Raw genomic sequence first — 22,071 nt, 5'->3', positions numbered from 1 at the left:
TATCGTAGAATAATAGTGAAAGAGTATTATTCTACGATAAATTCATAAATTTTTCATTTTTATTGATCCATATTTATGATAATCCACACCAATTCTCTTGCCTGATTACAGGAGCTAACGTCTCCCTTACGCCATTAGTATTCTGATGATACTGATTGGATCCACCAGCAGAGAAGCTTCTTTGGAATAAATCTAAATCACTCATACACGGCATAAAACGTGTACATCCACCATCAGCCCTTGAACTATCAGCCACACACAAATTATAAACCGTTAAAGTTTGATCTGTATCTGTTTCTAAGTATGGATGATAACGCCCCCCAAATCTTGGAATATGCATATCAAAAATGTCTACGAACCCTCCCCCTAATATTACAGAGCCTGCATCAGGGTTCCAATCATTATGGGGGGTAGAAATGGTTAACCTATTATTCTTTAGAATAATAGAGAAGAATGAAGGTCTGTCTGTTCTGGGATAAAATTCCGTGTCTACTTTTATTCGACAGTCTCCCGGAATTCCATTTTCAACTAATACCACTATACGCCCCTCTTCCAATGTAACATGACATCTATTAGGACGAGCATCACAAGAGAGACCAGAAAGTGGAAAAGAAAATTTCCTAACGAATTCAGAAAAAGAAAATCCTATCGCCCAATCAGTGCATTGGTTTGCATATACCAAATTATCATTCGCACATGTCGGGAAAAACCATCTTTTATCTTGGGTTTTATATAATTTTTCAAATGACGGAAAATCACTATTAAGGCTTGGCTCAATTCGCGTAAGTGACATTTCACATGGATCATACCCATCTCGAACCATACGATGCCAGCGTCCGAAATCTAAAAACCCTTTCCCTCGCCATGCAGCATAACTACGCGTATAATTCTGAGAAATCATACGCCCATGCTGGCCTTCTACCGTTGCATAACCATGCTCTGGAGTTCCAGAAGACGGAAGATAAGTAACGCAAAGCAATATATCACAACCAGGCAGTTCTTTTTCAATCCGCCCTATTATAAGATCCATCGCAGATGGATTTATGTTTTCTGAATCATTACCACCAAACCAAAACACCATGACATCTGGTTTCAAACCAATAATATAATCTAACCACAATATTCCCTGCGACGCAGGCCACCATGCCGGACATTCTGTATCTGATGCCATGTCATCCCATCGTGTTGCTGGAATAGACAAATTGTAAAAATTTATTTTTGCACCAAAATTTTGTCTTTTTATTTCATCACTCCATGTATATACAGGAGACTCTGATGGGGAGACAATATCTGCTCCAATAGAAAGAATACTATCCCCTGAAAAAACCCATTTTATTTCTTTATTTTCAGAAATTTTTTTTCGGAAATTTTTCAAATGTTGAGCTTGCAGAGTTGGCCTAAATAATCTGGGAAAGGCCAAATGCTCTGGATGACAGGTCTTTTCGCGTGCTCCTGACATACGGGCACTGCCGCGCAATATGACGCGTTGCAGGCTCTGCATTAATGAATCTGAATTATCCCCTAACAGCAAACTACCTTTGGGAACGTCTAATATTCGTCTATCATGCTTATAGGCACAATCAATTACATCTTTAATCCATTGAACATTATAATAAGCTCCAGATAAAGAACAATTATTGTTCATAAAAAATCCTCTCCTGCAAAAATTATTAGCCCATGATTTAACCACTTATCTCTTTAGGGAAATCAATAGCATTACAAAAGAAATCTGGAATTCTCACAAACTGGTACTCTTGCCTATCAAAACAATAAAAATCTTCATTGCTATTTTTAATACTCTTATCAAGATTTATTATTTTTTCCGCTTTTATACTATCGGTTAACTTTTTTATTTTCTCATCGAAATTAAAATCATCAATTATATTTTGAGATAACATATCAATTACTGGTTTAAACGTAGAATTGAAAAATACATTATTAGGAGTATGGTGATGAGAATTTTTCATTTCATTTTCATCGTTCCATATATTATTTTTATTACTTTGGTGGCGCCGCATTGATATTTCATAATCAAATAATTTTAGATGGAAATTAAATAGATCATGATCAAATTTTTGCTTCACATTAACATAATGAAGCCCTGGAGACCATTTGAGAGGAATTTTTGTTAATAACGTTTTCACTTCGAAGCTGTTGAAAATAGCGTAGTGTCTTTGTTCAAGGAGGGGTTTGTCAAAATCTATCGGACCTTCACGATCAATCGCGTGAACAACATTCAAGCCAATTGCAGTCACATAGTCAGAAAGTCCACGCTGAATATAATCTTTTAGATCTACATATTTCTGCGGATTAGCGACTAAAATTTCGTCACAATCTGACACAACAATGGCATCATAGTAGCGTGACAAAGTCCTTTGCAGTGACGAAAGGGCGAATGATTTATTAACGTCATCAAAAGGAATATTAGGCAAACGGATCACATTAATTCCAGAAAGATCTATCGGTGGAGGCAATGTAGATCCAGAATCAATGATAAATAAATTTTCTCTCCCAAACTGTCTCCCATAATGATTAACCCATATAGCCAAATTGATATCTTCATTGAAGACATAAGTAACAGCAGCGCATTTCATATATTTTTTCCTAACCCAAACAGGAAGTTATATAACTTCGATTTTACACATATTGATTCTTTCTCTCAAGAATACAATTATTCTTCAAATCATTAAATTCTATAATTTTCCTTTACCAACATAACCCAAATGTTGACCTTTTTTAATATAGTGATCGAACAGTGTAGCAAATTTCCCTACCCCAACCTCATATGCGGCGTCAGGATATCTCCTAAGATAAAATTGTTCGTCAAATGCTTTAGATGTTACCTTTGCCTGATACCCAATATGGATGTAATGCTGAAGCGCACTTAACTCAGTAATGTATAATTTGCTATCAACATCTTTATTGCTCTGTATATAAAAGTCCTCTTCAAATCCATTTACAATAGGCTGTGGTGCCCAAGAACTCCTTGAGTCACTTAAGATTTTCTGAGCAGTATCATGATCAACAAACCTCATATAACGTGCGCAATTATCTAATTTTTCAAAAAATACTTTTTGATTGGTATAAAGATTTTCAGCCTCCATATATGGCAAAGCGATGAATTTATAACTCGTTTCTCCAATAGGTAGAAAATTTTGAAGCTTCATTTGGTTGGGGTTAAATATACCCCCAATAGGCATATAAATATTTCGTGCGTGGCTGAGCCATGCCGCCAACCATGAAAACGTACTTACGGCAATTGCAATATTAAATGACTGCCTCAATACCTCAAAATCATGAATAGCACCCTTCCCCTCAATGAAACGCGCATCAGGAAATGCCTCTCTTAAATATCTCGAATATTCATTATTTCCAATTTGACCAAAAAATACTGGTTTTAAGCCAGATTCTTGGATGATCATTTGATAGTATTCTTTTGGCAATACTATATAATCTTTTTGAACATTCTCGAGGACTTCCCCGCCTCGTATGTTAAAAACAATTTCATCCATCCCAAAGCCCTGGATGGATTGATCAATTTGCAAATCTCTCAACAATTCCCGAGATACGTCTCTTGATGGGAAATGTTCGATATTGAAACAAAAAGCATCAAGAAACAAAGTATCAATCACATGCCGCTTCAAACAATCCGCCAATCCTGGCACATCAATCCAATATCTATTCCAACTAAGCGTACATGAGCGCGATGACGGTAAACGCTCAACCCGTGTGTCTATTCCCCATTCAGGCAAAAAAATGTTTTCTATTTCCAAACCGGAGCACAGCAACTGTATGTTTTTTGCAACCAAATACTGCAATGCTCTATTTGCAATATTTCCCATTGGGTGAATATGGATTTTCGAAACCGGAAAATTTTTCACTTTCTTAAAAACAGTTTGCCCATTATCAAAAGCGATTTCCTGAGATCTACTTCTTATCACATCATCATGCGATATATTGTATTTGCCAAACTTAATACGATTTCCATGCCCAAATCGTATTCCCTCTGGCCCTATACATTCTTGAGCATTACTAACCCAAATCCCTCTAAAATTATCAGAAAATAACTTATAAAAATTTAAATCAACTAAGAAAAATTTCTCACTCAAATTAACATCATTCGTTTTTTTAATTATCTCTTCTTTTTCATTCAAGCATAAATATTTTGTACCATCATAGAAAACCCACTCCCCTCCTGAGGAGGTAAGAAAAAATGACACTCCATCCACTTCTATAGAGAACTCATCCCCTTCTCGTAGGACAACAGGATCATTATCATTTTGTAGCCAATACAGCCATTTGTATGCTTCATTCGAAGCATACAAAACGTGCCCATGCCAACTCACCAAAATAAAAGTGTTTTTATGTTGAGCATTCATCGCGATTATGACCACCTATGATATGAAATATTTTATTTTTTTTCTAGCACATTTTATCTTTAGATAAAAGCCTGAGCGCTTCTCTCTCCACCCACCACATACAGCGTAATAAACTTTGATTTTATTCCCTTTTTTAGGCACACACACCTCTTATTTATCGCTCCTTAAAAGGCACGTTGCATTAATCTGCTCTCTTCCCCGCAATCAAACCAATTGGATAAAGCCTCGCTCACATCGTAAAATCTTGACACTCAATATCCAATGCAGATCATGCGAATAAGGTACTCATAAAGCTATCTGCGCTGAAAAATGATTTAGTCTTCACTATGTGAAAATATACTTTAACAAAAACACGAAATAAATTTTTGTTTTATAATTATATTAATTTTTTATTTGTTTTTTTAAATTTTATATTTCAGAAGAAAATAAAATACAATTCAATTTTTCGTTTCGGATAAGCTACGTCAAAATATAAATTCATGCTAATCATTCTGCCTGCAGTCACGATTCCTCTAACGCTATTCCTCGAAAAGGATTACCTGGCCCTATGACATTGCTGCCTTTCATAGCGTCGCTTCCTGCGAACAGCTTTAAAAAACTGCCTCTGTTAGCCACGTTAGGTACTGGCAGCTTTTTTCTTATTACTGGAAGTAGCTTTGCTCAGGCTGCAGATACCGCCCCGGCTATTGATACCGGCGATACCGCATGGATGCTGGTCAGCACGGCTTTTGTGTTGATGATGACCATTCCCGGGTTGGCGCTGTTTTATGCAGGTATGGTGCGTAAGAAGAACGTGCTGGCAACGCTGATGCAGTCCTTTGCGCTGTGCTGCATCATGTCCATTGTCTGGATGGTCGCTGGGTATTCTCTGGCTTTCACCACCGGCACACCGTGGATTGGTGGCGTGTCGCGCATGTTCCTGAACGGGATTGGCGCGCATATCCAGAACGGGGCTGATATTGCCTTCACGCTCGGCGCGGATTCTCCCAATGCCACGACGATGACGATTCCTGAGAGCCTCTTCATGATGTTCCAGATGACGTTCGCCATCATCACCCCTGCCCTGATTTCCGGCGCGTATGCAGAGCGCATGAAGTTCAGCGCTATGTGCATCTTCTCCGTTCTCTGGTCACTGCTGGTCTATGCGCCGATTGCGCACTGGGTCTGGAGTCCTATGGGCTGGCTGGCCGGTCTGGGGACTGCGGATTTTGCAGGCGGCACCGTCGTGCATATCAATGCCGGTATTGCCGGGCTTGTCTGCGCTCTTGTACTGGGTAAGCGCAAAGGGTTCGGGCAGGATGATCTCTCTCCCTTCAATCTGACCTACGCCATTATTGGCGCGTCTCTGCTTTGGGTTGGCTGGTTCGGCTTTAATGCTGGTTCGGCTGTCGGGGCGAACGGGCGCGCAGCCATGGCTATGGCCACCACGCAGATTGCTGCTGCCGGGGCCGGTGTGGCCTGGATGCTCGTTGAATGGCTGCGCAGCGGCAAACCGACCGTGCTGGGTGTAATTTCCGGGGCCGTGGGTGGTCTCGTTGCCATTACGCCGGCCGCTGGGTTTGTGCTGCCGGGCAGCGCGCTGATCATCGGCCTGATTACGGGTGTGATCTGCTACTGGAGCGCCACATCGCTGAAGCATATGATGGGCTATGATGACAGTCTGGATGCTTTTGGCGTGCATGGCGTGGGCGGAATCGTCGGGGCTATGCTGACGGGTCTGTTTGCTTATGGTCCGCTCTCTGCCACGGATGCCAATCCGTCTGGTATTACCGGCTCTCTACATCAGTTCATGGTTCAGGGGGAAGCCGTTATCGTCACCATTCTATGGTGCGGCATCATCTCCTTTGTTCTGCTGAAGGCCATTGATCTGACCATGGGCCTACGTGTGACCCCCGATGAAGAACTGGAAGGGCTGGATATGTCCCTGCATGGGGAACGGATCAACTAACCCTCTCCTCAGTCTCGTCGTTCTACTGTTCAAGCCCCTTCCCGCCTCTGTGCCGGAAGGGGCTTTTTTTATGGCACTTTCAGCGCGCTTCCGTTGCCGGACCACTCATCTTCATCTCTTCGGACAAGCATTCCAGACGACAATGACGGAAAAGCTGCATCAGAGAAGATGAGGCCACGCTGCCAGCATGATTATGTAGACGACTTACATAAGCCCTCTGGGGATAACCCTTTTCCAAACACATTTATTCATCATAAGATGTAACGATAGTCAGGGCGCTGCGGCATGGTGCTGCATCTTCCAGCCCTGGTATTTGGATGAGGTTTTTCCTTATGACATCTTCCGCTCGCTTTGCGCTTGCAGCACTGGCTCTGAGCTGTGCCACCGCCCTTTCCGCTCCGGCTGCTCATGCCCTGAGCGCAAAGGAATGTCATGCCAGCTTTGCTGCGGCCCGCACCGCCGGTACGCTGGATGGCCAGAGCTACAAGCAGTTCAAAGCTGCTAAATGTGATGCCGCCGCAACGCCTGCCACGACCGCAGCAACTCCGGCAGAAACCGCAAAAGAGGCCGCTCCCGCTGCCCCGGCAACAGCACCGACCGCAGCCAGCACAGCCGCTCCGGCAGCTGCCGCCACCACGGCTGGCATTGTCTTCCCGAGCACTGTTGCTCCGCAGTATGCCAAGCTGAGCGCCGGGAAAGCCCGCATGAAGACCTGCCTTGACCAGTACAACGCTAATAAAGCCGGTACCGGCAATGGCAGCCTGAAATGGATTCAGAAGGGTGGCGGCTATTACAGCCAGTGCAACACCCACCTGAAAGCAGGCTGATTAAAGGCCGGGGCATCCACAAGGTGCCCCGGCTTTTTTCAAGTCCGGGCGTTTAATTCCGCCGCTTGAGCGCTGGCATGACGTAGAGCATGCCCGTCTGATACGAAATCCAGACACGATGCGCCGCAAACCAGTCTGACCCCAGCAGCATATCCACAGAATCATGAATGGGTGCGACGGTCAGAACCGGCGCTTTTTCCTGTTCCTGCCCAATCTGGAACGTGTGGAATTTATGCCAGTGATAGACTTGCGTATGGCCATCCACCCCACTGGTCAGCCCCCCCGGATCGGCCGCTAAAATGCGGGCCGTAACCCCCAGCCTTTCAGCGGCTTTATCTGACAGAATACGAGAGCGTGCCCCGCTATCCACCAAAGCGCGCAACGGCATGCCGTCCAGCAGCACCTGCACAATCACGCGTCGCCCGGCGGACTCCAGCGGCACGGCCCGGTAAATCACATGCCAGTCCACTGGCCCGGCACAGGCGGAAGAACCGCTTTTGACGGACCAGAAAGTCAGCCAGCCCTCCGCAACATTGAATTCTACATCATAGTGGGAAAGCAGATCCCCTCCGACCAGACCTTCAACCGGAGGTTGCGTGACAGGCTTTCCCGGCAGATCCCCAACCGGCATGGAAATGGGGCCGGTTTCCAGCCCCCCTAGCGTGAGGGATCGTACCACACCATTCGGCACCATCCGCCCGACCCCGCCCGTGCCGTGCATGAGGGTATGAACAGACGGGTCGAGCTGGACATCAAAACCCTCGGCAGCCTCGGGGGAGAGCAGACTTCCCTCTGCCCCGGTATCAACAATCATACGTGCTGGATGGTTGTTGATTTCGACCGGGATGTTCAGAAACCCCAGATCATCATGCAAAGGCACACGGGCAATCCGTTCATGATGGCACAGCCCTTCCGCAGCAGTGGCCGCCTGCGTACCAAAGGCAGGTGAGGCCGCCGCACAAAATGCGGTGAAGAGTGCTGCCTGAACTGCCCGTGTGCGCATGATCAGCCTAATTCCCGCGCAAAGCGGTCTGTGGCATCCAGCAACGCGCTGAGAATGCCGGGTTCAAACAACGCATGGCCAGCTGCGTTGATCAGTTTGAAGTCTGCTTCCGGCCAGGCTTTATGCAGATCCCACGCGGTGCGCACGGGGGTCGCCATATCGTAACGCCCCTGCACGATGACGGTTGGAATATGCCGGATACGGTCCACATCACGGATCAGCTGCCCTTCTTCCAGCCAGCCCCCATGCACAAAGTAGTGGTTTTCAATCCGTGAGAACGCCAGAGCGTAATCAGTCTCTTCATGCTGGTTTTCAATGTCAGCGGCTGGCAGCAGGGTGAGCGTACGCCCTTCCCACAGGCTCCACGCCACAGCCGCTTCCTGCCGAACGGCGACATCATCAGAGACCAGACGCTTGCGATACGCCGCCATCATGTCCCCACGCTCTGCCTGCGGAATGGGGGCCTGAAAATCTTCCCATTTATCCGGGAACAGCCAGGAGGCTCCCTCCTGATAATACCAGAGCAACTCAGCCTTCCGCAGCGTAAAGATGCCGCGCAGCATCAGGGCCGTCACGCGGGTCGGGTACGTCTGGGCATAGGCCAGCGCCAGCGTAGAGCCCCATGAGCCGCCAAAAACAGCCCATTTATCAATGCCAAAGAAAACGCGCAGGCGTTCAATGTCCGCCACCAGATGCCATGTGGTGTTGTTCTCAAGCGAGGCATGCGGTTTGGAGCGGCCACAGCCGCGCTGGTCAAACAGCACAATCCGATAACGGGACGGATCAAACAGACGCCGCTGTGCGGGGGAACACCCGCCACCGGGGCCACCATGCAGGAACACTACGGGGATACCATGCGGGTTGCCGCATTCTTCCCAATAGATCTCGTGCCCTTCTCCAGTATCCAGATAGCCATGGGCGTAAGGGTCTATAGCGGGCCAGGGAGCGCGCAGGGCCTCGGTCATCAGTCTCGTGTTCCTTCTCTCGGCTGAGCAGTTTTTTGCGCACGCGGGTGCGCGCGGCTCCACACATCAAGCAGGCGGGCTTCATCCGCAAGAGTGTATCGTTGTGTGGTGGACAGGCTGGCATGCCCCAGCAACTCCTGAATGACGCGCAAATCCGCGCCGCCTTCCATCAGATGCGTGGCAAAAGAGTGCCGCAGAGCGTGCGGTGTCACATGCTCTGGCAAACCGGCCAATGCCCGCCATTCGCGCATAGCTTTCTGTGCCACACCGGCCTGCAACCGACCGCCCCGCACACCGGGGAACAGCGGCGACTCTGGCAGCGGAGACGGATGCCGTTTGCGCCACGTCTCCAGCGCCTGCTGCACGGCGGGCAGCACGGGCACCAGACGCTCCTTGTTGCCTTTGCCTTTGATGCGCAGCACACCACTGCTCGTCAGCGTACCAAGGTCGGAAATATTGAGATTTAACGCCTCGGAAATACGCAGCCCGCAGCCATAGAGCAGCAGGAACAAAGTCCCATCGCGCTGCTGCGCCATGGGTGTCAGGGCCAGGGCTGCAATATCTTCCGGCACCGCCTTGGCATCTGTCACACTCAGGGGGCGCGGCAGAGGTTTCTTGCTGCGGGGCGTCGCCAGCAGGGCCACGGCCGGGTTTTCCACCCCTTGCCTGCGGGCCAGATACCGGAAAAAGGAGCGCACGGCAGACACGCGCCGCGCCCGTGTGCGAGCAGCCCGGTCTGGTGTGCTTTGGCGAGTGCGGGATGCTGCGGAGCGGGCCTGTTCCTGCGCCAGCCAGGCGCGAAAATCTCTCAGGCTGATGCGCCCCAGTCCGGCCATGTCCGGCAGGCCATCCAGATGCTCAGTCATAAAACCCAAAAACCGCGCCAGATCAGCCCGGTAAGCATCAATGGTCAGGGGTGATGCCCGCTTTTCCGTCGCCATCCACTCCAGAAATTTCTGGACGGCTTCTTCCGCTGTCATCGCACCCTCTCAAACAGATCTGCGCTCTTCAGCATGCTCTGAAGGCCCTGCTGACTTGTTCAGAGTTTTTATGGTTTCGCAAGCACTGTTCTTTAACCGGACCTCCGCTTACATAGAACCCCATGGCGCCTGCACCTTCCCCCTCTCCTCAGCCTGCCCGGCCTCCGGCTTCTGCTGCCGGGTCTGCACGCCAGAGAGTGTCTGTGCTGCTGCCCATGCCGTTCCCCGGTCCGTTTGATTATGCAGCCCCGGCAGAGATGGCGCTGCAACCCGGTGATATTGTAACGGTCCCCCTCGGCCACCGCAGACAAACCGGGGTGGTGTGGGATGCTACCAGCTCTCTGCCCCCGGAATTTGCACCACCACCCCAACGCACTGTGGATGCGGCAAAGCTGCGCCCTGTAGCGGAACGGCTGGAACTGCCGCCGCTCACGGCCGAACTGCGACGCTTTGTAGACTGGGTGGCGGCCTATACGCTCTCCGCCCCCGGCATGGTGCTGGCCATGACGCTGCGGCTCCATATGCGCGGCGTGCCCACACCCTCCACGGGCTGGCTGGCAGCATTTCCCCAGCCAGATGGACTGCGCCTGACCCCTGCCCGGCAGAAAGTGCTGACCTTGCTGGCCGATGGCACGGCCCGCACCACCACGGACCTTGCGACTACCGCAGGTGTTGGACCCGGCGTGGTGAAAGGTCTGGCGGATGCGGGGGCTTTAACCCCCGTTCCCCTTGGGCCGGAACGCGCCTTTGCCGCCCCGGACCCGTTCCATAATTTACCCGTGCTGGAAGGCGCACAGGCTGAGGCTACAGACGCTTTACGCCAGACCGTGGCGGAAGGGCGCTTTTCCGTCACGCTGCTGGAAGGGGTAACCGGCTCCGGCAAAACCGAGATCTATCTGGAAGCCATTGCCGCCTGCCTGGAACAGGGCAAGCAGGCGCTGGTTCTGCTGCCCGAAATTGCGCTTTCCGCGCAGTGGATGGAGCGCTTTACCCGCCGTTTTGGCACACAGCCCGCCATCTGGCATTCGGAAGTCGGCCAGCGTGCACGCCGCCTGACATGGCACGGCACGGCAGACGGCAGCGCCACGGTGGTGGTGGGGGCGCGGTCGGCTCTCTTCCTGCCGTTTAAAAACCTCGGCCTGATTATTGTGGATGAAGAGCACGAGGCCCTGTTCAAGCAGGAAGAAGGCGTCATCTACAGTGCGCGGGATATGGCCGTGGTGCGGGCGCGGCTGGCGGGGTTCCCTATTGTGCTGGTCTCAGCTACGCCCAGTCTGGAATCTCTGGCCAATGTGGAGGCCGGACGCTACCGGCATCTGGTTTTACCCTCCCGCCATGGCGGCGCGGCCCTGCCGGAAACCCGTATTCTGGACATGCGGGACCATCCGCCGCCGCGCGGGCTGTTCCTGTCCCCGGCCCTGACGGAAGAACTGACCGCAACATTTGAGCGCAAGGAACAGGCCATGCTGTTCCTCAACCGGCGCGGCTATGCCCCCCTCACCTTGTGCCGAGCCTGCGGACACCGGATGGAATGCCCTCACTGCACCGCCTGGCTGGTGGAACACCGGAACCGCAAAATCCTCTCCTGCCATTTTTGCGACCATACCGAACCCATGCCCGAAGCCTGCCCCTCCTGCGGGGCGGAGCAAAGCCTGACGCCCATCGGGCCGGGCATTGAGCGCATTACGGAAGAAGCCCGCCATCTGTTCCCCGATGCCCGCATTCTGGTGATGGCCAGTGACACACTGGGCGGCCCTGCCGCCACGGCGGAAGCAGTTGGCAAGATTTCCCGTCGGGAAGTTGATCTGGTGATTGGCACGCAGATTGTCGCCAAAGGCTGGCATTTTCCACATCTGACACTGGTTGGCATTGTGGATGCGGATCTCGGGCTTGGCGGGGGTGACCTCCGAGCGGGCGAGCGCACCATCCAGCTTTTGCATCAGGTGGCAGGCCGCGCCGGACGCGCCAGCACACCGGGCCGCGTTTTACTGCAAAGCTACACGCCGGAACATCCGGTGATGCAGGCCCTCCTTTCGGGCGATTTTGATGCGTTCATGACGCAGGAAGCCGAGCAGAGACGCCCCGGCTTCTGGCCGCCATATGGACGGCTCGCAGCATTGATTGTGAGCGCGGACACCGCCGTGGCCGCTGATGATGCCGCCGCAGCTCTTGGGCGCGTAGCCCCTTATGGGGATGGCATTCAGGTTCTTGGCCCCGCCCCGGCTCCCATGGCCATTCTGCGCGGGCGGCACAGGCGGCGTTTGCTGCTGCGCACTCGTAAATCCATTGCCGTGCAGCCCATTCTGCGCCGCTGGCTGGGGCTGGTGAAGCTGGAGCGGCAGGTGCGGGTGGATGTGGATATCGACCCGGTGTCTTTTTTATAACGATAGTGCATCATTTTGTCGTAAAACCGCAGGAAACGACATTTGAGGATCGTATCGTGAAGCATTATTCCATTATTGGCATTGCCATCTATTTTTCATCATGGGTGGGGGTGGCCCTGCTTGGGCTGGCCTATTGTAACTGGCATGAGGTGGCGTCCACAGTGGTGCTGATGCCGCTCATATCCCTTGCCATTGGCACGGCAATTGTCCTGTTCCTGAAATTCGTGCTGAAGAAAGAGCGGCGGCTGGCCACATTTTATCGGTCCCGCATCCAAAAACCGATCTGGCGGGCGGTCTTCTGGCTTTTGCCTCTACCCGCCCTCACCCCTCTTGTGCTGCACATTCTGCACGGCCACCCGCAAAGCAACGATACGCTGGGCCTGAAAATTCTGGCGCTGCTGAGCATCATCATGGCCGGCGAAGTGCTGGCTTTAGATGTGACCGAGGAAATTGCCCAGAGCGACACGGCGGACGCCCGTCTGGCAGCCGAAAACGAGCCTCTCTAATCTACGCCTCCGGGCACAAAAAAAGCGGGCAAGAAGCCCGCTTTCTGTAACAGCGCCCGAGAATGCGCCGCCTGATGCATCGCATGCTTATTTCTTGGCGTCCGCTACATCATTCGCAGGTTTGGCCGTGCTGGTCAGAACCGTGGTGACCGTGCTGCGCAGAACCATGACGCGCACGTTCGGCGCGATTTCCACTTCAATTTCCTGACTGTCGTCACGAGATTTCTGCACAATGCCGATAATACCGCCTGCGGTGACAATCCGGTCACCACGACGCAGGGACTTCAGCTCATTCTGGAGCTGCTTCTGCTTCTGCTGCTGCGGACGAATCATCAGGAAATACATGATGACGAACACACCGATGAACGGCAGGAACGACATCAGACTCGAGCCAGCACCCCCGCCACCGGCGGACTGGGCATAGGCTGCGGGAATAAGAAAATTGGACATGATGGCAGGCTTTCCGGAAAGGCTGGTTGCGTAATTAAGATGCGTGACCATAATTTTCACGGCTCACACGTCAAGCATCCCTTGAAGATAAGCCGTCGCACCACCTCCTTTCCTGCCGGAAGTTCCCCGGCGGCACAACCATGGACCCTGCCCTGATGGATACCGCCCCTCTCTCCGTCCTTGAACGTATTGCCTCAGCGCTGGAGCGCCTCTCCCCTCCGCCGCCAAGCCTGGATGGGGTGGATCAGGCCGATGCGTTTGTCTGGCTCCCCGAGCGCGGGCGGCTGCTGCCGGTAGCCCATGTGGCGCATGTGCCTGCCGGTTTGTTGCAGGGCGTGGACTCGCAGCGCCAGACGCTAATGGACAATACCGAGCATTTTGCCCGCGGGCTGCCTGCCAACAACGCCATGTTGTGGGGCTCACGCGGCATGGGCAAATCCTCACTGGTTAAGGGGGCGCATGCACTGGTCAATCAGGTGGATGGTAAGCCGTGCGCCCCGGGTCAGGGCCGGGTGGCGCTGGTTGAAATTCAGCGGGAAGATCTGGCCACCCTGCCGGACCTGCTGGCCATGCTGCGGGAAAGCCCGCGCCGCTTCATCATCTTCTGTGACGATCTGTCCTTTGAGAAAGAAGACCGCGATTACAAAGCCCTGAAATCCGTATTGGATGGCGGCATTGCCGGGCGGCCGGAGAATGTTCTGTTCTACGCCACCTCCAACCGCCGGCATCTGATGCCGCGTGAGATGATTGAGAACGAACGCGCCAGCGCCATCAATCCGTCTGAAGCCACGGAAGAGAAGGTCTCCCTGTCCGACCGGTTCGGCCTGTGGCTGGGCTTTCACGCGTGCCCGCAGGATGTGTTTCTTGACATGGTGCGGACCTATGCGAGAGAACGCGCCCTTCCCATCAGCGATGAGGATCTGACAGCCCGCGCCAATGCATGGGCTATCACCCGTGGCGGCCGCTCTGGCCGGGTGGCCTTCCAGTTCATTGAAGACCTGACGGCAGAACTGGCCTCCAGCCGCTAGATCCTCCTCTCGCCCCACTGTTCTGGCAGCAAGGACTTTCCACTTCATGGCCTTTCCCGTTCTGGCAGGCATCTCCGCCGAACCGATTGATAGCGTTGCGCATATCATCCAGATCGCGCTGACGCCGGTTTTCATGCTTTCGGGCATCGGCACGCTGCTCAACCTGTTCAATACTCGTCTGGCCCGCGTGTCCGACCATATTGAACAGGCCAATGCCTTGCTGATGGACGGGAATGACGACCCGGACCGGAACCAGACCCTGGAGAAGCACCTTGTCCGCCTGCACCACCGCACCCTGATGCTGGACACGGCCATTCTGGCCGGAGGGCTTGGGGGTGCTGCCTCCTGCGGGGCGGCATTTGTGCTATTTATGGGCAGCGTGCGGGATTCCTCCGTCGCCACCTGGCTGGTGGTCATGTTCGGGATGGCCCTTGCCTGCACGGTGGGAGCGCTGGGCCTGTTTCTGGGGGATAGCCTGATTGCCTGGCATGGGCTGAAGCGCGAGGGACCTATGCCCAGACCAACACCCAAAGCAGCGTAACATTCAGTTTCTGAATAATTTGCAAATAAAAAGAGAATAACCGGGCATTCCGTTCCCTCTGCGTCTTGCCTCTTTGCGTGATATACGGTTGCATGCATCCGCTAATCGGCAGTGTCAGGATGACGCGGCCCCGAACGTCATGACATAGAGGCAAGATGGACCAGACCGTTCAGACCGACACACCAGACGATACACCCTCTTTCGGCGCGGGGCATAACACCACCACCGGTACGGATCTGCGGCGCATCCGCTCTAATCCGGACTTCTGGTACCCGGTTGCATGGTCCAAAGAACTTAAGCCAGGCAAGACTATCGGCACGCGCTATGCAGGTACGCCCATCGCTCTGGTGCGCCCCACGGAAGGCGCAATTTTTGCGCTGGAAGACCGCTGTGCACACCGGCAGGTGCCGCTCAGCAAAGGCAAAGTCTGCGGTCAGTCCGTCCAGTGCTGCTATCATGGCTGGGCCTATGGCCGCTCCGGCCGCTGTATTGATGTGCCCTATCTGGGCAAAGGGAAGCTGCCCAACGGTGTGCGGACCTTCCCCTGCCGTGAGCAGGATGGCCTGATCTTCATCTTCCCCGGAGACCCGGACAAAGCAGATTCCGTGCCGCTGGCCCCGCGTCTGGCCCGTGTGGGAGACCCGGCCTACAAGACCCGCTTTTTCGGGCAGGAAGTAAAGTGCCACTACAGCTTCATGCATGAGAACCTGATGGATATGAACCATCAGTTCATGCACATGAAGCAGATGGGCCAGATGCGCCCGCGCTTTCTGGGCCAGAAACGTGAAGCCGGTCTGGTGGAAGCCCGCTATTCCTTCGCCCGCACCAGCGGCAAGCAGCCTCTGGGTGAAGCTCTGATTTTTGGTGAACGCCGCGATTCCTCGGAAAAATTCCAGCATCGTGACGTCATGACCATCCGCACGGAATATCCGTATCAGACCCTGCGCATCCAGACGGGTGATGAAGACCCGGTGATGGATCTGTGGATCGTCTACGTCCCGCAGGATGCGGAAGAACTGACAAACCGGACCTTTGGCCTGTTGTCCGTCAAGCGCCCCAAGGTGCCGGGTGTTCTGGAACTGGCATGGCCGTTCCTAGTTGCGTTCACCGAGCGGATTTTTGCGGAAGACCGTGAAATTGTGGAACTGGAACAGAACGCATGGCGTGAGCTGGGCGGCGACCACAATGTGGAAGTCTTCCCCGTGATTAACGCGCTACGTGCCCTTCTGGCAGAATGCGGGGTTCCCGCCGCACCGGCTGTGAATGCCTGAGATCACGTCTCTGGTTCTGGAGGCGCCGCCCTACCGGCTGCGCCCTCTGCTGCCTGATGATGCCCCTGCGCTCCACAATCTGGTCAATGACTGGGAAGTGGTGCGCATGCTCAGCCGCCTGCCCTTCCCCTACCCGCGGGAACTGGCTGATGACTGGATTGCGTCCACACTCTCCCTGCATCGGGCCAGAGAAGGCTGTCATTTTGCCATTCTGGATGAAAACGACACCTTTGTGGGCTGCGTAGGCCTGCGTGTGCAAACAGTGCCACAGGTTGGGCGCGTTGGCATGCTGGGCTACTGGATAGGCCGCACGTACTGGGGCCGGGGCATTGCCACCCTTGCGGCAGGGCGGCTGGCCCGCTGGGCGCTGGCTAATCTGGATATTACCTGCCTGCGCGCCACGGTTGCGGATGATAACGCCGCCTCTGCCCGTGTGCTTGAACATATTGGGTTCCGGGCCATTGGCACGGACAAACAGATGTTTGTGGCCCGTGGGAAAGACCATCCCGTGCGGGTGTTTGAAGCCACGCGTGATGATCTCGACACGCCTGCCGGCACGCAGACGGACGGTGTCGCTGCTCCCCGCAAGCTCGTTCTTGTCTCTGCCGCTGCGCTGATTGACGCGCAGGGGCGTATTCTTCTGGCCAAACGGCCGGAGGGGAAAAGTCTCGCAGGCCTGTGGGAATTTCCCGGCGGGAAAGTCGAACCCGGAGAAACGCCGGAAGTCGCGCTGATGCGGGAACTGGAAGAGGAGCTGGGGCTGGATGTCTCCCGCGCCTGTCTCGCCCCGTTTACCTTCGCATCACACTCCTACAAGGGGTTTGATCTGCTGATGCCGCTTTATCTGTGCCGCCGCTGGGCCGGAACACCGACCCCGAAGGAAGGCCAGACACTGGCATGGGTAAAACCGGAAGACCTGCATGATTACCCCATGCCGGACGCGGATATTCCCTTTGTGCCGCTCCTGCAGGAATTGCTGTAAAATACGTCCTACTCTGCTGCATAGCTGAGGCCGCAGCGAGGCGGGCGGGTAGACGCTTGACGAACAGAACATGCCTCCGCATAACGAAATGCTTGCGGTGTGTTAAAGCACGCTAAGACCTCGTGATTTGTCCGGCCGGCTTGCGGCGAGGTAAAATAAACGCGCTAAAGAGGCCATGGCGACGCTGTGCCGACGCCACGGTTTCCACGGTCACACTGCGCTGTATGACAGCAAAAGAACCGGATACCTCATGATGAGTGACAGCAAGACACCCTCTTCCCAAAACTGGCGCCCCGCCACCCGCCTGTTGCATGCGGGCCTGGAACGCACCGAATATGGTGAAACCAGCGAGGCGCTTTTCCTGACGTCCGGCTTTGTTTACGAAAACGCTGAACAGGCCGCTAAAACCTTTACCGGTGAAATCTCCCACTATCAGTACAGCCGCTTTGCCAACCCCACGGTTGCAGCGCTGGAACGCCGTCTGGCGGATCTGGAAGGGGCTGAAGCCTGTGTGGCCACGTCCACCGGCATGGGCGCTGTGTCTTCCGCCCTGCTGTCTCAGGTCAAAGCCGGGGATCGCGTTGTAGCCTCCCGCGCGCTGTTTGGCTCCTGTCACTGGATTGTGGCCAACCTGCTGCCGCAATACGGCGTGGAAACGGTCTTTGTGGACGGCGGTGACCTTGCTGCATGGGACGAAGCCTTCAGCAAACCGACGGCTGCCGTGCTGCTGGAAAGCCCCTCCAACCCCATGCTGGACGTGCTGGACCTCGCCGCTATTGCAGAGCGCGCCCACAAGGCCGGCGCACTGGTGATTGTCGATAACGTCTTTGCCTCCCCCCTCTACCAGAAGCCGCTGGAACTGGGTGCCGACGTAGTGGTGTATTCCTGTACCAAGCATATCGATGGGCAGGGACGCGTTCTGGGTGGTGCCGTGCTGGGCAAGGAAGACTGGATTAAAGAAACGCTCCAGCCGTTCGTGCGCAATACGGGCAACGCGCTCTCCCCCTTCAACGCATGGGTCATGCTCAAAGGGCTGGAAACACTTGCACTGCGCGTGGAAGCCATGACCCGCAACGCCGCAGCCGTGGCGGACTATCTGGCCTCCGCGCCCGGCATTGTCAGCGTGCGTTATCCGGGCCGCAAGGACCATCCGCAGTATGACCTTGCCCAGCGCCAGATGACGGCCGGCGGCACCATGGTCGCGTTTGAAGTGGACGGCGGGCAGGACGGCGCATTTGCGTTCATGAACGCTCTGAAGCTCATCGCCATCTCCAACAATCTGGGCGATGCGCGCTCCCTCGTCACCCACCCGGCCACCACCACGCACATGAAAATTGGTGCGGAAGAACGGGCCAAACTGGGCATTTCCGACGGGGCTATCCGCTTCTCTGTCGGGCTGGAAGACAGCGCCGATCTGATTGATGACCTTGCCCGTGGCGTGGCAGCACTCGCCAGAGGCTAACGCCTGACCGCCGCCTGTCTGCTTTGTGCCGGAACAGCAACAGACCAGACAGGCGGCTTCCCTTATCCAATCGCTTCGTGATACTGCCAGCGGACTGTGCCGTGCCGTCTGCCTTACGGGATGCCCCGGATGGCATGAAACCGGCCATGTTATTCTTATGCAGGAGCAGAACACCCCATGCCTGACTGGCCGGACTCACCGCCCATGTCCCCCGATCATGATGACGCCCTGAGCGAACTCTTCGCCTCAGCGCCGATGTATGAAGCCGTGACGGACGATATGCGCGTCTGCGTGCAGGTATTCTGGCTCCCCGAACAGTCGGAACCGGACGAGGATGTCTATTGCTGGGTGTATCGCATCCGCATTGAAAATGGTGGGACCGCCCCTATCCAGCTGAAGGAACGCACCTGGCAGATTACCGATGGGGCAGGCCGCACGGAATATGTGCATGGTGAAGGCGTTGTGGGCGAACAGCCGGTCATCCGCCCGCAGAACGGGTTTGACTACACATCCGGCGTCTCCCTCACCACGGCAGGTGGCTTTATGCGCGGGTCTTACCAGATGTGGAATGTCAATTCCGGCAAACGGTTTGATATCGCCATTCCGGCTTTCAGCCTTGATAGCCCGTTCCAGTTCCGCCAGATCCATTAACCCGAACCGGCCATGACCGCTTCATCATCATGCAGACCGCAGGAGAATGGCATGAGCGACCCTCTGCCCAAGACTGACCGCCCAACCCGTGAAGAGGCGGAAGACGCCATCCGCACCATGCTCCGCTGGGCCGGGGAAAATCCGGACCGCGAAGGGCTGCATGATACGCCTGCCCGCGTCACCCGCGCCTATGAAGAGTTTTTTGAGGGCTACGCGATTGACCCCAAAACACTTCTGGAACGGACATTTTCCGAAGTTGAAGGCTATGATGAAATCGTGCTGCTGCGCGATATTCGCTTTGAAAGCCACTGCGAACACCATCTGGCCCCCATCATTGGCCGCGCGCACGTCGCCTATCTGCCACGCCAGCGCGTGGTCGGCATTTCCAAACTGGCACGCGTGGTGGATGCCTATGCCCGCCGCATGCAGATTCAGGAACGGCTGACGGCCCAGATCGCCAACACTATTAATGATGTTCTGCAGCCGCACGGCACAGCCGTCATTATTGAATCCAGCCATGAATGCATGACGACCCGTGGCGTGCATCGCCCCGGCGTTTCCATGGTCACCAGCCAGATGCTGGGCGTGTTCCGCACCAATTCTGATACACGGCGGGAACTGCTGGCCATGCTCAACCGCCCGGGTGCGAGCGAATACTAAGACGACCAGCCCCCACAGAAACGGGGGCAAAGCCCCAAACAGGCGGCGCTGAGTTTTACCTCAGAACCGCCTGCATAGGGCCTTCAGAGCCCTTAATCGTTGGCTTTTTCCGTCAGGTGATAAGTCAGCGTCACGCGCTCATCTTTATGCGGCGCATGGCTTTCCGGCACGATGGTCACGCCGATATTCTTCTTCACATATAAAGCCTGAATGGCTTTTTCATCAGCCAGCACGGTTGCAGGGGTAACCTGTTCGCCCGGCTGACGATGCACGGCCTCTTTCAGCGCTGAGGTTGAGACGTGCAGATTGCCGTCAAACCCTAGGCTTTCCAGCACCAGCGGCTTTTGAAAATCTGCCGGGCCGCCGGTTTCTTCAATGGCCCATCCTACCTTCACCCTTTTGCCGTCCAGGCTAAGGCTCTGGTGGAATTTGCCGCCAATATTCTGCTGCTGATACAGCTTCATGATGTCCTGCAGACCCTGTGTGATCTGCGCCTGCGTGACCATGCTGCCAACATGGAACGGCACCACAGCCATAATAGCCTCGCTGCTGACCCGCTTATTCCCGGAAACCTTGATGTCTTCTACCTTAACCGGCGTGTTGAGGGTCGGCAGTTTGACGTCGGGATGCATGTTCGGCGCAGGGCTTGGGGCATCATTCGGCGGGAGGGAGGTCGCCTGCTGTGCCCATGCTGCGGCTGGCGGCATGGCACAGGCCAGACTGAGAACCGCAGGGATAAAATGGGCAGTAAGACGTCTCATAAGAGGCTCCATCCTGTTGAACACAATCCTCTATGATGCACAACGGGAGGAGCCTGCCAATGCACTATATTGTCACAGTCGCGCCCAGCACGCTGAGGAACTGCGCCAGCCAGGCCGGGTGAGCAGGCCAGGCCGGGGCAGTCACCAGCTCTCCGTCCGTCACGGCGTCTGTCACCGCAATATCGGCGTAGGTTGCGCCAGCCATTTCCACTTCCGGGCGGCAGGCGGGGTAAGCGGAGACCGTGCGGCCCTTGATGATATCCGCCGCAGCCAACAGCTGCGCGCCGTGGCAGATGGCAGCCAGTGGCCGGTCTGCAAAGGCTTTGACAATCTCGATCACCCGCGGGTGCATGCGCAGATGCTCCGGCGCACGACCACCGGGGATGATCAGGCCGATATAATCGTCCGTATCAATCTCATCGAACGTCGCATTGAGCTGGAAGGCATGACCGGGCTTTTCGCTGTAGGTCTGAGCACCTTCAAAATCATGGATGGCGGTCAGAACCTTGTCCCCCGCCTTCTTGCCGGGGCTGACCACATCCACTTTGTAGCCCACCATCAGCAGCGCCTGATACGGCACCATGATCTCGTAATCTTCCACATAATCGCCTGCCAGCATCAGCAGTCTGACGTCTTCAGTCATGGGAATGATCCTCCTTCAATCCTTCACGCAACCGGGGCATGAGCTCCACAAAGTTACAGGGGCGATGGCGACTGTCGAGCTGGAACACAAGAATGTCATCCCAGCCGTCTTTGACCGCCCCGGTTGAACCGGGCAGCGCAAACAGGTATGTTCCGTCCGCAACACCTGCGACAGCGCGGGACTGAATGGTGGACGTGCCGATCTTGCGGTAGGACAGCATTCTGAACAATTCGCCAAAGCCTTCGATGCGCTTTTCAAGCACACAGTCAAAGGCTTCCGGCGTCACGTCGCGCCCGGTTACACCGGTGCCGCCATTCGTGATCACCACATCAACCAGAGGGTCTTTTATCCAGCTCTTAAGCTGTTCCGTTATCTGTTTGACATCGTCCCGCACAATCGTGCGGTCTGCCAGCACATGGCCTGCCTGCTCCAGGCGGGAAACCAGGGCCTGACCCGATGTATCTGTCTCAAGCGTGCGGGAATCCGATACGGTCATTACCGCGATACGCACCGGCAGGAAGGGGCGGTTTGTGTCTATTTTTGTCATAAATGGAATTCATCATCTGCTGCCGCATGCGTCAACGCATTCCGGGCAGCGCTGTGCTGGCGGCTGTCGCTAAAATACCACCC

At 54.4% G+C, this 22,071-nt stretch carries 21 protein-coding genes and 1 riboswitch; of the genes, 11 read left to right on the top strand and 10 right to left on the bottom strand.

Annotation, left to right across the window (positions count from 1 at the left end; translation table 11 throughout):
* Window positions 1-73: 73 nt before the first annotated feature.
* The 3 genes from AD930_RS17720 to AD930_RS06110 all read right to left on the bottom strand — a co-directional run bounded on the left by AD930_RS17720 (window position 74) and on the right by AD930_RS06110 (window position 4,379).
* Entirely contained in the window at window positions 74-1,645 is a 1,572-nt protein-coding gene (locus tag AD930_RS17720; protein WP_156476880.1) for an SGNH/GDSL hydrolase family protein, read from the bottom strand.
* 37 nt (window positions 1,646-1,682) lie between these two features.
* Window positions 1,683-2,594: a glycosyltransferase family protein gene (locus AD930_RS06115; RefSeq protein WP_061505502.1), complete on the bottom strand. Its 912-nt coding sequence runs from the start codon at window positions 2,592-2,594 to the stop codon at window positions 1,683-1,685.
* A 99-nt stretch (window positions 2,595-2,693) separates the two neighbouring features.
* Window positions 2,694-4,379, bottom strand: a complete 1,686-nt coding sequence (locus tag AD930_RS06110) for a hypothetical protein (protein ID WP_156476879.1) — start codon at window positions 4,377-4,379, stop codon at window positions 2,694-2,696.
* A 547-nt stretch (window positions 4,380-4,926) separates the two neighbouring features.
* Here AD930_RS06110 and AD930_RS06105 point away from each other — a divergent pair.
* Both AD930_RS06105 and AD930_RS06100 read left to right on the top strand, forming a co-directional pair.
* Window positions 4,927-6,327, top strand: a complete 1,401-nt coding sequence (locus tag AD930_RS06105) for an ammonium transporter (protein ID WP_061505500.1) — start codon at window positions 4,927-4,929, stop codon at window positions 6,325-6,327.
* A gap of 332 nt (window positions 6,328-6,659) precedes the next feature.
* A complete protein-coding gene (locus AD930_RS06100) occupies window positions 6,660-7,154 on the top strand; it encodes a hypothetical protein (RefSeq protein WP_061505499.1) in 495 nt (164 codons plus the stop codon).
* A gap of 52 nt (window positions 7,155-7,206) precedes the next feature.
* Here the strand turns inward: AD930_RS06100 and AD930_RS06095 are convergent, their stop codons facing one another.
* The 3 genes from AD930_RS06095 to AD930_RS06085 are packed head-to-tail and all read right to left on the bottom strand — an operon-like array spanning window position 7,207 to window position 10,102.
* Complete coding sequence (locus tag AD930_RS06095) at window positions 7,207-8,157, bottom strand: retroviral-like aspartic protease family protein (protein ID WP_061505498.1); 951 nt, start codon at window positions 8,155-8,157, stop codon at window positions 7,207-7,209.
* A 2-nt stretch (window positions 8,158-8,159) separates the two neighbouring features.
* Window positions 8,160-9,122, bottom strand: a complete 963-nt coding sequence (gene pip / locus AD930_RS06090; RefSeq protein WP_061505497.1) for a prolyl aminopeptidase — start codon at window positions 9,120-9,122, stop codon at window positions 8,160-8,162.
* Window positions 9,122-10,102, bottom strand: a complete 981-nt coding sequence (locus tag AD930_RS06085; protein ID WP_061505496.1) for a tyrosine recombinase XerC — start codon at window positions 10,100-10,102, stop codon at window positions 9,122-9,124. The genes pip and AD930_RS06085 overlap by 1 nt, the downstream gene beginning before the upstream one ends.
* Before the next feature lie 122 nt (window positions 10,103-10,224).
* Between AD930_RS06085 and AD930_RS06080 the strand changes: the two genes are divergently transcribed.
* Window positions 10,225-12,486, top strand: a complete 2,262-nt coding sequence (locus tag AD930_RS06080) for a primosomal protein N' (RefSeq protein WP_061505495.1) — start codon at window positions 10,225-10,227, stop codon at window positions 12,484-12,486.
* Window positions 12,487-12,542: 56 nt separating this feature from the next.
* A complete protein-coding gene (locus tag AD930_RS06075) occupies window positions 12,543-12,992 on the top strand; it encodes a hypothetical protein (RefSeq protein ID WP_061505494.1) in 450 nt (149 codons plus the stop codon).
* 87 nt (window positions 12,993-13,079) lie between these two features.
* Here the strand turns inward: AD930_RS06075 and yajC are convergent, their stop codons facing one another.
* Window positions 13,080-13,445: a preprotein translocase subunit YajC gene (yajC, locus tag AD930_RS06070; RefSeq protein ID WP_197056220.1), complete on the bottom strand. Its 366-nt coding sequence runs from the start codon at window positions 13,443-13,445 to the stop codon at window positions 13,080-13,082.
* A gap of 152 nt (window positions 13,446-13,597) precedes the next feature.
* Between yajC and AD930_RS06065 the strand changes: the two genes are divergently transcribed.
* The 7 genes from AD930_RS06065 (at window position 13,598) to folE (ending at window position 20,037) form a co-directional block, all read left to right on the top strand.
* A complete protein-coding gene (locus AD930_RS06065) occupies window positions 13,598-14,470 on the top strand; it encodes an ATP-binding protein (RefSeq protein ID WP_061505512.1) in 873 nt (290 codons plus the stop codon).
* A gap of 46 nt (window positions 14,471-14,516) precedes the next feature.
* Window positions 14,517-15,011 carry a DUF2721 domain-containing protein gene (locus AD930_RS06060; protein WP_061505493.1) on the top strand — a complete coding sequence of 165 codons (495 nt, stop codon included), beginning with the start codon at window positions 14,517-14,519 and terminating at the stop codon, window positions 15,009-15,011.
* Between the two features lie 155 nt (window positions 15,012-15,166).
* Window positions 15,167-16,282, top strand: coding sequence for an aromatic ring-hydroxylating oxygenase subunit alpha (locus AD930_RS06055; RefSeq protein WP_043550497.1), 1,116 nt, complete (start codon window positions 15,167-15,169; stop codon window positions 16,280-16,282).
* On the top strand, window positions 16,275-17,264 hold the full coding sequence (locus AD930_RS18415; protein ID WP_061505492.1) for a bifunctional GNAT family N-acetyltransferase/(deoxy)nucleoside triphosphate pyrophosphohydrolase: 990 nt from the start codon (window positions 16,275-16,277) through the stop codon (window positions 17,262-17,264). Before AD930_RS06055 ends, AD930_RS18415 begins: the two co-directional genes overlap by 8 nt.
* Before the next feature lie 109 nt (window positions 17,265-17,373).
* Window positions 17,374-17,453, top strand: a riboswitch (SAM riboswitch).
* Between the two features lie 64 nt (window positions 17,454-17,517).
* Window positions 17,518-18,726, top strand: a complete 1,209-nt coding sequence (gene metZ, locus AD930_RS06045) for an O-succinylhomoserine sulfhydrylase (protein ID WP_061505511.1) — start codon at window positions 17,518-17,520, stop codon at window positions 18,724-18,726.
* Between the two features lie 177 nt (window positions 18,727-18,903).
* Window positions 18,904-19,377, top strand: coding sequence for a Co2+/Mg2+ efflux protein ApaG (gene apaG, locus AD930_RS06040; RefSeq protein WP_043550495.1), 474 nt, complete (start codon window positions 18,904-18,906; stop codon window positions 19,375-19,377).
* Window positions 19,378-19,428: 51 nt separating this feature from the next.
* On the top strand, window positions 19,429-20,037 hold the full coding sequence (gene folE, locus AD930_RS06035; protein WP_043550493.1) for a GTP cyclohydrolase I FolE: 609 nt from the start codon (window positions 19,429-19,431) through the stop codon (window positions 20,035-20,037).
* 92 nt (window positions 20,038-20,129) lie between these two features.
* Here folE and AD930_RS06030 read toward each other — a convergent pair whose 3' ends face one another.
* The 3 genes from AD930_RS06030 to moaB all read right to left on the bottom strand — a co-directional run bounded on the left by AD930_RS06030 (window position 20,130) and on the right by moaB (window position 21,988).
* A complete protein-coding gene (locus tag AD930_RS06030; protein WP_061505491.1) occupies window positions 20,130-20,798 on the bottom strand; it encodes a POTRA domain-containing protein in 669 nt (222 codons plus the stop codon).
* A gap of 64 nt (window positions 20,799-20,862) precedes the next feature.
* A complete protein-coding gene (locus tag AD930_RS06025) occupies window positions 20,863-21,441 on the bottom strand; it encodes a DJ-1/PfpI family protein (protein ID WP_043550492.1) in 579 nt (192 codons plus the stop codon).
* Window positions 21,434-21,988, bottom strand: a complete 555-nt coding sequence (gene moaB, locus AD930_RS06020) for a molybdenum cofactor biosynthesis protein B (RefSeq protein ID WP_043550490.1) — start codon at window positions 21,986-21,988, stop codon at window positions 21,434-21,436. The genes AD930_RS06025 and moaB overlap by 8 nt, the downstream gene beginning before the upstream one ends.
* Between the last annotated feature and the right edge of the window lie 83 nt (window positions 21,989-22,071).

This window comes from Acetobacter malorum, from assembly GCF_001580615.1.
Lineage (GTDB): Bacteria > Pseudomonadota > Alphaproteobacteria > Acetobacterales > Acetobacteraceae > Acetobacter > Acetobacter malorum.
Note: the sequence above shows the minus strand (reverse complement) of the source record. Positions and strands in the feature narration are given on the sequence as shown.

Bases quoted from the DNA above. Each gene is read 5' to 3' on its own strand.
- AD930_RS17720 (WP_156476880.1), bottom strand. From the start codon at position 1,645: ATGAACAATAATTGTTCTTTATCTGGAGCTTATTATAATGTTCAATGG.
- AD930_RS06115 (WP_061505502.1), bottom strand. From the start codon at position 2,594: ATGAAATGCGCTGCTGTTACTTATGTCTTCAATGAAGATATCAATTTG.
- AD930_RS06110 (WP_156476879.1), bottom strand. From the start codon at position 4,379: ATGAATGCTCAACATAAAAACACTTTTATTTTGGTGAGTTGGCATGGG.
- AD930_RS06105 (WP_061505500.1), top strand. From the start codon at position 4,927: ATGACATTGCTGCCTTTCATAGCGTCGCTTCCTGCGAACAGCTTTAAA.
- AD930_RS06100 (WP_061505499.1), top strand. From the start codon at position 6,660: ATGACATCTTCCGCTCGCTTTGCGCTTGCAGCACTGGCTCTGAGCTGT.
- AD930_RS06095 (WP_061505498.1), bottom strand. From the start codon at position 8,157: ATGCGCACACGGGCAGTTCAGGCAGCACTCTTCACCGCATTTTGTGCG.
- pip (WP_061505497.1), bottom strand. From the start codon at position 9,122: ATGACCGAGGCCCTGCGCGCTCCCTGGCCCGCTATAGACCCTTACGCC.
- AD930_RS06085 (WP_061505496.1), bottom strand. From the start codon at position 10,102: ATGACAGCGGAAGAAGCCGTCCAGAAATTTCTGGAGTGGATGGCGACG.
- AD930_RS06080 (WP_061505495.1), top strand. From the start codon at position 10,225: ATGGCGCCTGCACCTTCCCCCTCTCCTCAGCCTGCCCGGCCTCCGGCT.
- AD930_RS06065 (WP_061505512.1), top strand. From the start codon at position 13,598: ATGGATACCGCCCCTCTCTCCGTCCTTGAACGTATTGCCTCAGCGCTG.
- AD930_RS06060 (WP_061505493.1), top strand. From the start codon at position 14,517: ATGGCCTTTCCCGTTCTGGCAGGCATCTCCGCCGAACCGATTGATAGC.
- AD930_RS06055 (WP_043550497.1), top strand. From the start codon at position 15,167: ATGGACCAGACCGTTCAGACCGACACACCAGACGATACACCCTCTTTC.
- AD930_RS18415 (WP_061505492.1), top strand. From the start codon at position 16,275: ATGCCTGAGATCACGTCTCTGGTTCTGGAGGCGCCGCCCTACCGGCTG.
- metZ (WP_061505511.1), top strand. From the start codon at position 17,518: ATGAGTGACAGCAAGACACCCTCTTCCCAAAACTGGCGCCCCGCCACC.
- apaG (WP_043550495.1), top strand. From the start codon at position 18,904: ATGCCTGACTGGCCGGACTCACCGCCCATGTCCCCCGATCATGATGAC.
- folE (WP_043550493.1), top strand. From the start codon at position 19,429: ATGAGCGACCCTCTGCCCAAGACTGACCGCCCAACCCGTGAAGAGGCG.
- AD930_RS06030 (WP_061505491.1), bottom strand. From the start codon at position 20,798: ATGAGACGTCTTACTGCCCATTTTATCCCTGCGGTTCTCAGTCTGGCC.
- AD930_RS06025 (WP_043550492.1), bottom strand. From the start codon at position 21,441: ATGACTGAAGACGTCAGACTGCTGATGCTGGCAGGCGATTATGTGGAA.
- moaB (WP_043550490.1), bottom strand. From the start codon at position 21,988: ATGACAAAAATAGACACAAACCGCCCCTTCCTGCCGGTGCGTATCGCG.